This is a genomic window from Desulfosarcina sp. (genome assembly GCF_033791525.1).
Taxonomy (GTDB): domain Bacteria; phylum Desulfobacterota; class Desulfobacteria; order Desulfobacterales; family Desulfosarcinaceae; genus Desulfosarcina.
Genome location: NZ_JASJGN010000227.1, coordinates 1 through 11,367 on the forward strand (window position 1 = coordinate 1; position 11,367 = coordinate 11,367).

At 58.2% G+C, this 11,367-nt stretch carries 8 protein-coding genes; 4 read left to right on the plus strand and 4 right to left on the minus strand.

What is annotated here, in order from left to right:
• Positions 1–279: 279 nt before the first annotated feature.
• Positions 280–765: a GNAT family N-acetyltransferase gene (locus tag QNK41_RS11355; RefSeq protein WP_319256826.1), complete on the minus strand. Its 486-nt coding sequence runs from the start codon at positions 763–765 to the stop codon at positions 280–282.
• A gap of 287 nt (positions 766–1,052) precedes the next feature.
• On the opposite strand from QNK41_RS11355, the gene QNK41_RS11360 reads away from it, so the two are divergent.
• A complete protein-coding gene (locus QNK41_RS11360) occupies positions 1,053–1,880 on the plus strand; it encodes an aminotransferase class IV (RefSeq protein ID WP_319256828.1) in 828 nt (275 codons plus the stop codon).
• A gap of 81 nt (positions 1,881–1,961) precedes the next feature.
• Here the strand turns inward: QNK41_RS11360 and QNK41_RS11365 are convergent, their stop codons facing one another.
• From QNK41_RS11365 to htpX, 3 genes are all read right to left on the minus strand, one after another.
• Positions 1,962–3,746: a GTPase domain-containing protein gene (locus QNK41_RS11365; protein ID WP_319256830.1), complete on the minus strand. Its 1,785-nt coding sequence runs from the start codon at positions 3,744–3,746 to the stop codon at positions 1,962–1,964.
• Positions 3,743–5,704 carry a dynamin family protein gene (locus QNK41_RS11370; protein ID WP_319256832.1) on the minus strand — a complete coding sequence of 654 codons (1,962 nt, stop codon included), beginning with the start codon at positions 5,702–5,704 and terminating at the stop codon, positions 3,743–3,745. Before QNK41_RS11370 ends, QNK41_RS11365 begins: the two co-directional genes overlap by 4 nt.
• A 780-nt stretch (positions 5,705–6,484) precedes the next feature.
• The gene (htpX, locus tag QNK41_RS11375) at positions 6,485–7,429 is read right to left on the minus strand and encodes a zinc metalloprotease HtpX (RefSeq protein WP_319256834.1); all 945 of its coding nucleotides are present in this window, start codon (positions 7,427–7,429) and stop codon (positions 6,485–6,487) included.
• A 228-nt stretch (positions 7,430–7,657) separates the two neighbouring features.
• Between htpX and QNK41_RS11380 the strand changes: the two genes are divergently transcribed.
• From QNK41_RS11380 to QNK41_RS11390, 3 genes are all read left to right on the plus strand, one after another.
• On the plus strand, positions 7,658–8,110 hold the full coding sequence (locus QNK41_RS11380; RefSeq protein WP_319256836.1) for an Hsp20/alpha crystallin family protein: 453 nt from the start codon (positions 7,658–7,660) through the stop codon (positions 8,108–8,110).
• Positions 8,111–8,205: 95 nt separating this feature from the next.
• Positions 8,206–10,557, plus strand: coding sequence for an endopeptidase La (gene lon, locus QNK41_RS11385; protein WP_319256838.1), 2,352 nt, complete (start codon positions 8,206–8,208; stop codon positions 10,555–10,557).
• Between the two features lie 274 nt (positions 10,558–10,831).
• Positions 10,832–11,367, plus strand: a 536-nt coding sequence (locus QNK41_RS11390) for a septal ring lytic transglycosylase RlpA family protein (protein WP_319256840.1), incomplete at its 3' end; no start/stop codon positions are given.

Genomic DNA, 11,367 nt, shown 5'->3' on the forward strand with positions numbered 1-11,367 from the left:
GATGACATCCAGGTCATCCCATCCCCGTTGCTGCATGTCCGATCGTGATATGGACAGGAAGTCATTCATATTGTTGTTTTTCCTTGATTGGCATGGCAGATGCGAGGTGTCCTGATTTGCTGGAAATTATAAATGACAAACAACAAATTTCAAATAAACCCCAAAAGGCAATTTTAAAATCTCAAACGAGGTTCCAGATTGCGGTTTGGAATTTGGAATTTTAGACCTTGGAATTTATTTGGAGCTTGGAATTTGGAGTTTGATTTTTCGGTTCACTGGTCACAGCTTCTTCGCAAAAAAGAATGCCCCACCGGCTTCCACCGTATAGGTCGCCCTTGAAAAGCCCGCCGCCGCATACAGATTCAGGGCCCGGCGGTTGTTTTCCAGCACCTCCAGGGTCACCTTGCAGCAGCCCATGTCGCGTGCCTTGCGCTCCACGCCGGCCAGAAGCTGCCGGCCGACGCCGTTTCCCCGGTGGACGGGCAGGACGGCCAGGTCATGGACATTGATCAGCGGGCGGGCCGCAAAGGTGGAAAAACCGATAAAGCACACGGCAATGCCGACAGCCTCGTTGTTAATCATTCCCAGGAATATCAAGGTGGTCGGATGCTTCTTCAGCCCGGAAATCAACGCATTTTTGACGTCGCCCGGAAGGGCTCCGCCGTTTCCCATGGGGTCCATGGCGTAGGCATCGATCAGGTCGATCACTGCTTGTTGGTGATCCTTGCGATCCAGGTCCGCTTCTACAATTTCAACCGATTCCATTGGTACTTCGCTCTCTTTTTCCGTCCGATCAGTCTGTTGTTGTTCACAATCCGCGCATGGCCATAACGCGATTCGCACAGACTTCCAAAATAAGCATGGTATCCAAAGAAACCATCATCCGTATCTTTTTTCCACTCGTTTCAGGATGATTCCGCTAATGCTCCAACCGCCGGCACTCGATTCGAACGCGTCCGGGTTTTGATGTTATCCCTTGAGCCCCTTATTCCAATGGTGTAACAGGAGAAGCGCGCACTCGTTTTCTTGCAAACAGCCATGGGGAGGTTTAGGTGGCAATCTATTACATTGACGGTAATTTCGTACCGGCGGAAAAGGCGGTCATCCCGGTGGACGACCTGGCTATCCTTCGCGGCATCGGCGTATTCGACCTGCTCAGAACCTACGACGGCAGGCCCTATTTCCTGGATGCCCACATCGACCGGCTTGAGACATCCGCCCAGAAAATCGGGCTCACCCTGCCCTGGTCCCACGAGGAAATCGTCGGGGTGGTGGAACAGACCATGGCTAAAAATGATATCCCGGAAGCCAACATCCGCATCGTGGTCACCGGCGGCTCCAGCACGGATTTCATGACCCCGTCGGGCAGCCCGCGCCTGCTGGTGCTGGTGTCACCGGTACCGCGACTGCCCGATCACTGGTACACTAAGGGGGTCAAAATTATCTCCTGGGAGGTGGAGCGCCCGATTCCCGGCGCCAAGAGCATCGACTATATCTCGGCCAGCCTGGCCCTGAAAAAGGCCGCCACCGAAGGGGGTATCGAAGCCCTGTACATCGACCGCAACGGCCTGGCCATGGAGTGCACCACCTCCAATATCTTTGCCTTTGTCGGTGACAAGCTGGTGACGCCCGGAAGGGGCATTCTCTCCGGCGTGACCCGCAAGGTGGTGCTGGAACTGGCCCAGGGGCTTTTCGCCATTGACCTGCGAGACATCTCCCGCACCGAACTGCTGACCGCCGACGAAGTATTCATCACCGGAACCAGCAAGGGGCTCGTGCCGGTCGTTCAGGTGGATGACGGCGTCATTGCCGACGGGCTGCCGGGCCACCGGACCCGGCAGCTCATGGCGGAGATGAAAAGACATACGGAGAAAAGATAAAATTTGGGATTGAGGAATGCTGGACCATAAATTCTGAATTGAGAATTAAGGGATTCAGGAATTGGCATATCCCCTAATCCCCTAATCCCTCAATCCCCCAATCCCCCAATCCCCCAATCGAATAATCGTATTCGCCTGCTTCCACACCGGGTTTTCAGACAGGTTGTGCTGCTGGTCCACCGTTTCCCGGACACTGGAAAATATGCGTGCCAGCAGTCGCTCTTTTCCGGCCGCCAGGCGAATTACCGCCTGGAGCAGGAAAAAACTGAGGAAGAGGACGAGAACAATCGTCCAGAAGGCGTGCAGAAAAAAGTTGCTCGAAAGAATGCTGCCCGAAAAAAAATTAACCGCCGTCAGCCATCCCGCATAGCCCAACACACCCAGCACCGGCAGGTTGAAGACCAGCTGCAGCAGCCCTCCGCTCAGCCGGCGGCCGGCCTTGGCCAATTCATTCTCAAAAGCATCGTTCCAGACGAGGGAAAGGCGCTGCCCGATCTCCTCCCCGTAACCCGGCGCATGGCGAGCCTCGCGCACCGAGGTGGCAAAACGGGCCTTGATCAGCGTCTCTGCAATATCGGGCCACGCACGGGCGATGGCACTGTCGTAGCGCTGCAGGGCCATGCCGGCCCCGGACCCGCGATCCGCCGCATCCATGGCCTTTTTAGAATCCGCATAATGTCTGACCGCAGAAACCGCCCCGACAATCTGCCGGACCGGATTGCCGAATCGCAATAGGGATGCGATGCCGGTGCCGAAAACCAGGATCCGGGTCCAAACCGCCACCAGCCATCCCACGGGCCCCAGCCAACGCTGAGCCAGCTGCTGGTAAAGGCGCACGTTGATGCCCGGCATCAGCGCGTGGCCATCGCCGCGGAAAGCGGTCACCGCCTGCCGCATGGCTTCGGCCTCCGATGCGGCCATCTGGCCGATGGCCGCATCCAGGTCTTTTTTCTCCTTTTTCGCTTCCGTTTGAACGGTTTGCCAAAGGTACTCTCTCAGGCTCCTGGCGTTCTCCAGTCGGCGGTCCACGGAAAAGCCGGATCGGTTGAAGGTGCCGACAATCAGCTGCTGCAGTTGGTCGAACTGGTTCCGGTCGTGTTTGGGCACGGCCTCGCGATCCCAGCCCGGGTCCTTGAGATGGCTTCTGGCGGAGACACACAGAACGGCCGCCGGTTCTACGGACCAGGCGTCACCGATATACCGGGAAAAATCGGGCATGATGGTGCCGGTGAGCTCGGATTCCGCCAACCGGTCGCATTTGTTCACCGCCACCACCAGACTCTCGCCGTTGAACAACCTTACATAGGGGGCCAGAAAATCCGTGTGATCCCGCCGTTTGGGGTTCTCCCCGTCAAACACGCAGACAAGCACATCGGACAGGCGGATGGCCTTGTGGATGATGGGAACGTGACGGTCATGGTGGGTGCTGTCCGTGTCCGGCGTGTCAATGAGGATAACATTTTCAAGGGCCTCGGCCGCCTGGCTGGCGTGGATTCTGATGTTTTCCGGGCCCAGCTCGTCCATCAGCTGCCCGGCATCGGCGGATTGCCGGCAAAATGCCACCACCTGCTGCGTGGTGGGACGACGGTGGCCGGACGGCGAGAGGTTGTCTTCTCCGGCCAGGGCGTTGAGCAGCGTGGATTTTCCCGAACCGCTGGGTCCCACCAGCGTAACCACCAGTTTGCGATCGAAGCGTTCGACCAGACGGTCCAGCATGAGCAGGGATTCGTCGCAGGCTTTCCTCATGCCGACGGCGGGCCGCCACAGGGAGATGCCTTCCAGAGTCTCGGCCAGCCCCAGAATGTCTGTGCGAACGGTTTCCAGCTCTCCCATGGCCCGGAGTCTGGCCATCTGCGCTTCCATCATGTTGTTTTCTCCAGTGCACGGCCGCAGCGGGCCAGGCTTTCAGACATCGATTCGATCCGTTCGGCGGTATGTGTAGCCACGTCCCGGCCCCGTCGCAGCAGCGGCCCGGTGATCTTCTCTTCAAACAGCGCTTCGATGGCCGTCAATTTGTGCGTGAGCCAAGCCCGGGCCACCGGACCCAGCAGGGCTTCGAGCTGCTTCAAATCCGCCTTTTTCATGCCGGCGGTGGCCGGGATGGCCACCAGTGCATACAGATCGTTGAGGCCGAACAGCCCGGCCAGCTTGACCTTGATGCCCACTGCTCCCACTGGATCCCCGGTGTGAAGGACATAGGTCACCGCGGCAGTGGCGGGGATGATGTTGAGCATGGCTGAAAAGGTTTGCCGAATCTGATCGACAGTTGTCATGCGGGAGCGCTGCTCGTTGGCCAACCGCTGCAGGTCGGCTTCCAACTGACTGGTGAGGCCCAGCAGGCGCTCCTGCCGGGCCAGCATGTCGTCGACGACGGCCGACCAGTTCTGGCTTCGAAGGTCGGCCTGGAGTGCCGCCAGGGCAGGGTGAAGGGGAACCTGAAGGGAAATCATGCCCGAGTCGGTGCGCTGGCCCGTGGCACCGGTTTTCTCCGCCAGTCGGCGGACCGATTCTCGCAGCGGACCGACTGCCGGATCAGTTTCAGACAGGTGGAGCACAACCGCCGGATCGACTGCCGCCTGGCGCAGGCGATTGGCCGCCCGGATGAGATCAGCCTCCACGGCCGCCGCCATGTCGCCGCCGTCCGGCAACCCGTTTTCCTTCGATTTTCTCCCGCCCAACCACTTGGCTGCCCGCAGCAGCAGACGCACCGGCGTTTCCACCACTCGTCCGGTTTTGCGCATGATCTTGACATGGGACGGATCGGTATCCTGCCAAATCTCTGAAAACCGACGAACCACCGCGTCCATGGGAAGATGTCCCAGCGCATCCTGGACGCTGCGTTGCTGGACCGTGCGCAAACACGACAGGTAAAGCGCCAGATGTCCACTCGATTCGCGGGCCTCCTCGAGAAACTGCTGACCCTGCCGGGTCACATCTCTGAATATGGACCGGTGAAGTTCTCTTCGCACCTGCCGGGGATCCATCTGGGCCATAGCGGCCATGAGGCCCGGCTGGCCGCCTGCCACCGGAAGGATGGTCATGGCCCGCTGTCCGGCTGCCACCTGGTTGTCTTCACCGGCCCGGTAAACGCCCAGTACATGTTGCTGTGCCCGATCGCCGTATAGGTTTTTGGCCACCGTGCCGGCATGCTCGAGGATTTCGTCGTCAGTGAAGCCGGGATAGGCCCGGTAGACCAGAAAACAGTTGCGGGTGCCCACGGCGGTAAGCATGCGGGCGACAAAATCAGTGTTGTCCCGGTTGTTGTAGTTGGCGTTGGTGAAGATGTAGACGAGCACGTCAGCGGCCCGAATGGACCGTTCGGCCATCTCCCGGTTCTGGTAGCTGCCGCCCGCGCCGGTGTCAAAATCCGGTGTATCCATCAGCGCCAGGCCTGCCGGCAGGTCCGAAACGTAGTGCAGCAGCGGATCGCCGGGGGTGGTGAGTTCTGCCATGTCCGTCATTTGCCGCGGCGGGCACCCGAAGGGCTCGAAAAGGGCCTTGGCGATACCGGTGGTACTGCGGTGGGAGGCGTTCAGCGAAATCAGAATTCGGCGGTTGATGCCTGCCCGGCCACCGGTGGGGGAAACCGCTGCCCCGGCAAGCGTGTTGAACAGGGTGGATTTACCCGAGGAGCCCCCGCCGCAGATGGCCGCCACCAGAGGAAACTCAGGCATCAAGTGGGGGAGCAGGCGGGTGTCCACCGCCTGTTTCCAGGCATCGATGGCCGCTCGTGAATCCAGGGCCATCAGGTCAGCCAGTGCCTCAGCGTCCTCTTTGAGCCTACGGACAGCGGTAATGGTGCCTTCATCGTATAGAGGGTCCACCTGAAAACGGTCTCCTTTCCCTAAGTGGTCATAATTATGAACACGACCACTTAAGGTACCCCTATCACACTTTAGGGTGGTGGTGAAACGGTTGACAAGTCGCAGCCCGTTCCCATCTTTGATCAATACAGATGGTTACAAAGGGAGGACAATGATGGCCTGGGTCAACGTCCCCGGCCTGGCCGGCAAAGTCTACGTTCCGGAAGATGCCGGCCAGGTGCAGAAAAAACATCCGTGCGATGCGTGCTTCACCTGCCAATGGTGCGACGAGAACCGCTGCCGGGTATGTCGCAACGACCTTGCGGAGATTGATGCCCCTTCAACACGGAAACGTTGCAGGCACCCTCATTGCGAGCAATAGTCGCCAACCGACACTTACCGCGAATAACAAATTCCAAGCACCAAATCTCAAATAAATTCCAACCTACAAGTTCCAAATCCCAAACGAAATCAATAGCTGTTGGAGATTTGGAGTATTGTTTATTAGGGTTTGTTTGTCATTTGGAATTTATTTATTGAGATTTACAAAACGCACTATTTTATCTATTGTCCATCCAGAAATAGGCAAATTTGGTTGAGATCAAGGCAAGCGAAAAATTTTACCGCAGGCACCCTGAAAAAAGTGCCCTTGGGGTGCATATAGTTGATATTCCGAGGATAAAATCTTGAGCATAACGCAGATATCAGGCAAATTGGCCATTTGTGGATCGACACTATCTTAAATGGAGACTACGCTGCTGAAGATGAAAAATTGCCCTTCAGCCTGTCTCCCGATTGCACCTATTCCCCTTTCAGTCGATCCCAAAACGCTTTGCCGGCCGCCTGCCTGTGGTCACCGCCCTTTGGCGGGGGTGGCGGCGCCGGCCCAACGCTGCCGGGCGGCACGCCCCGAAGCCGGCTGATGCGTTCCTCTACCGGCGGGTGCGTGGAGAACAGGCTCTGCAGACTTTTTCCGGACAACGGGTTGACGATGAACATGTGGGCCGTCGACGGGTTGGCGTCCATGGGAATGCGCCGGGAGTAGGTCCCCAGCTTTTCCAGGGCCCGGGCCAATCCTTCGGGGCTGCCGGCGATGCCGGCGCCGGTGGCGTCGGCCAGGTATTCCCGGGAGCGCGATACGGCCATCTGAATGATCATGGCCGCCATGGGGGCGACGATGGACATGGCGATCATGCCGATGACACCCATGCCGCCGCCGTTGTTATCGTTACGATGTCCGCCACCGAAAATGGCGGACCAGCGCGCCATGGATGCCAGCAACATGATGGCCCCGGCCATGGTGGCAGCAATGGTGCCGATGAGAATGTCCCGATTCTTCACGTGGGCCAGTTCGTGGGCCAGCACCCCCATGGTTTCCTGCCGGTCCATGAGCGTCAGCAGTCCCTGGGTGACGGCTACCACTGCGTGTTCGGGATTGCGCCCCGTGGCAAAGGCATTGGGCGTTTCCTTGGGAATGATGTACACCTTCGGCATGGGCAGGCCCGCCTGGCGCGACAGGGTCTGCACCATCTCTAAGAGCTTGGGGGCCTGCTGGTGGGTCGCCTCACGGGCCTGGTACATTTTCAGGACGATCTTGTCCGAAAACCAGTAGCTGAAAAAGTTCATCCCGGCAGCCAGCACCAGGGCGATCATCATCCCCTGGCGTCCCCCCAGCAGGTTGCCCACGATCATGATCAAGGCCGTCATGACGGCCAGCAGAAGGGTGGTCTTTAACTGATTGCCCATTTGCGTCTTTTCCTCTTGATAAGGTGTTCACCGTTAAGAAAGCCACTGATTCTTCGTACTCATTCACGTGCTCAATGATAACACCGATTCGCGCAAAGGCAACAGGGGCGGGGCAATCCGCCCATGTCGCTTTACAACCACCCGTTTCGGTGCTAAGTTTACCCAGTCGTCAAAACCGTGTAAACCGCACTACACCCACTAACAGGAAACAGGTTCGGGGAAATACCTATGGATTACATCAAAATTAAATTCGGAGGCAATTTTGATCCCACCGACCAGGGACTGGGAAAAACCATCCAGGAAATGTTCCGGCCGCGGCCGGTCAACCCCATGTTCTCGTCCCGGGAACACCTTTGGACGCCGCAGATGGACATTTTTGAAACCCCGGAAGAGATCATGATTTGGGCCGAAATTTCCGGCGTGGAAAAAGACGACCTGGATCTGGAGATCAACTCACGGGCGGTGAAGGTGTCCGGCATCCGCAGGGAGATGTCCCGGGTGTCCAACGGCACCTACCGGCTTGCCGAAATCCAGTACGGGCGGTTCGAGCGTATTCTTTACCTGCCCTCCCCGGTGGACACGGAGGTGGTTTCGTCAACCTACACCAACGGACTGCTGAAAGTCAGGATCGCCAAACTCAGACTTGATACGGTGCACAAGATCCCCATTAGCGAAGAGTAATGGGTTTTTCCGGCGGGCCCGCGTGCTAGTCAGCCCTATCCGCGTAGACGGACGGCGGCAGGCCCCACCCCTTCACCCCCTTTAAGGAGGGCGCTATGCAAGACAAAAAACCATCCATGGAATACAACACGGATAATCTTCCCAACGTGCTTCCCATACTGCCGCTGTTCGATGCGACCCTGTTCCCCAAAATGGTGCTACCCCTCGTGGTGTTGAGAGGTGAATCGGTTCATCTGATCGATGAGGCCATGGCCAACGACCGCATGATCGGCCTGTTGGTGGCCAAAAAGCAGGAGAATGTCAGACCGGACCCCGAAAGCGGAGACCTGGCCACGGTAGGCACCGCCGCCATGATCCTGAAGATGGCCAAGACCGAGGACAACCATGTGCAGTTGCTGGTTCAGGGGCTGGGACGCTTCCGTGTCAAGTCATTTCAAAAAGGCAAACCCTACCTGGTGGCAATGGTGGAGCACTTCGGTGACATCAACCACAAGGACAACGAGACGGAAGCCCTGATGGCCAATGCCATCAAGCAGTTCGGTCGTGTCGTGCAGCTGTCGCCGGGCCTGCCCCATGAAATGGGATCCATGGCATCCTCCATCAAGGAACCCGGAACCTTGGCGGACATGATGGCCTCCACGATCAACTCCTCACCCGAGGAAAAGCAGCAGGTTCTGGAGATGAAGGACTCCACCAAACGCCTCAAGGCCGTTACCAAGCTGCTTCACCACCAGCTGGAAATTCTGGAGTTGGGTGACAAAATCCAGTCCCAGGTCAAGGGAGACATGGACAAGCGCCAGCGGGAATACTACCTGCGCCAGCAGCTCAAGGCCATTAAAGAGGAGTTGGGGGAAACCGATGAGGCCACGGTAGAGCTGGACGAATACCGGGCCAAGATCGTAGAGAAAAACCTGCCCGAAGAGGCGGTGAAGGAAGCGGAGCGCGAGCTGGACCGACTCGCGCGCATGCACCCCTCTTCGGCCGAGTACACGGTGGCCATGACCTACCTGAACTGGCTCACTGAACTGCCCTGGAGCGAAAGCACCGAGGACAACCTGGATATCAAGAAAGCGCGCAAGGTGCTGGACGACGACCATTTCGGCCTGGAAAAACCCAAACGGCGCATCATCGAGTACCTGGCCGTGAGAAAACTAAAGCCCGACTCCAAAGGGCCCATTCTCTGCCTGGTCGGACCTCCGGGCACCGGCAAGACATCTCTGGGTAATTCCATCGCCCGGGCACTGGGCCGCAAGTTTCACCGCATCTCGTTGGGCGGGGTGCGCGACGAGGCGGAGATCCGGGGACACCGGCGAACCTACGTGGGTGCCCTGCCCGGACGCATCATTCAGGGACTGCGCCGGGCCGGCTCCAACAACCCCATTTTCATGCTGGACGAAATCGACAAGGTGGGCTCCGATTTCAGGGGAGATCCCTCTTCGGCCCTGCTGGAAGTCCTCGACCCGGAGCAGAATTTCTCCTTTTCCGACCACTACCTGGACGTTCCCTTCGACCTGTCCAAGGTCATGTTCATCACCACGGCCAACGTGCTGGACACCATCCCCTCGGCCCTGCTTGACCGCATGGAGGTGATCCAGCTGCTGGGCTATACGGAAGATGAAAAGGTCAAGATCGCCGCCCGTTTCCTGATTCCGCGCCAGCGGGAGGCACACGGCCTAAAGGCCAAACAGATCAACATCGCCGCCGGTGCGGTACGCCGCATCATCTCCGGATACACCCGCGAGGCCGGCCTGCGTAATCTGGAGCGGGAGATCGCCACCATCTGCAGAGGCGTGGCCGCCGGCATTGCGGAAGGCAAGATCAAGAAGGCCGCCATCAGGGTCGCCAACGTGGCCGAATACCTGGGGCCGGTCAAACTTCAGGCGGAAGCCAAGGCCCGCATGTCCACCCCCGGTGTGGCCATGGGCCTGGCCTGGACCCCTTTCGGTGGCGATCTGCTGTTCATCGAAGCCACCGCCATGAAAGGCAAAAAAGGCCTCACCCTCACCGGCCAACTGGGGGACGTGATGAAAGAGTCGGCCACGGCGGCCCTGAGCTTCATCCGGGCCAACGCAAAGAAGCTGGGCGTGGATGAGAATTTCTTCGATGAGCACGACATCCACATCCATGTTCCTGCCGGCGCCATCCCCAAAGACGGGCCGTCGGCCGGCGTCACCATGCTCACGGCCCTTGTCTCGCTGCTGAAAAACAAGGCCATCCATAAAAACCTAGCCATGACCGGCGAGATCACCCTGCGGGGCCAGGTGCTTCCCGTGGGCGGCATCAAGGAAAAGATGCTGGCCGCCCACCGGGCCGGCATCAAGACCATCCTGTTGCCCAAATGGAACGAAAAGGACCTGGTGGATCTCCCCCAGAAGGTGCGCGACGATATCCAGTTCCACTTTATTGATAAAATGATCGACGTGCTCAACATTGCCATCAAAGAATAAGGTGCCCGTTCACGGTTTACAGTTATCGGTTTGCGGTTAAGAAATACAAAAGACTGAGGAAATTAATGGAGTCTTCTTGTTTGGATTTAGAAGTTTGGAAAAAGCTTCCAGATAATCAGTATCCAAAATGATTCAATCTTTGCATCGTTCAATAAAAATCCTGTGAACTGTGAACCCATAACCGCGAACAGATACTGGATAAGGAACCCATCCATTGAGTGGAAAAAGGATATGTCGGCGAGACCGCAGGAGGAAAAGCAAAGGCGCACGACGATTGCTGAGGCTCCTCTTAGTCGCGCTTTTGCTTCTGTTGCAGGCCTGTGCCACAGCACCCCCGCCGGCGCCACCCACGCCCAAGGGCCACCCCAAGCCCTACCGGGTATACGGCACCTGGTACAAACCCCTGCCCCATGCCAAGGGCTTCTCCCAGCAGGGCATCGCATCCTGGTATGGTAAAAAATTTCACGGACGCAAAACCTCAAGCGGTGAGGTCTACAACATGTACGCCATGACCGCTGCCCACAAGACCCTGCCTTTGGGCACCTGGGTCCGGGTCAGGCGCCTGGACAGCGGTAAGGAGATTGTGGTCCGGGTCAATGACCGGGGGCCCTTTGTTCACGGTCGAATCATCGATTTCTCCTATACCGCGGCCAAGGAAATGGGTATGGTGGGCCCCGGCACGGCCCGCGTGGAAATCGTGGCGCTGGGCGAACGACGCCAGACGGCCTCGGGTGACGCCTTCGTCCCCATGGACTATTTCAACGGTGCATTCACCTTCCAGGTGGGGGCTTTTTCCAGCCGGGACAATGC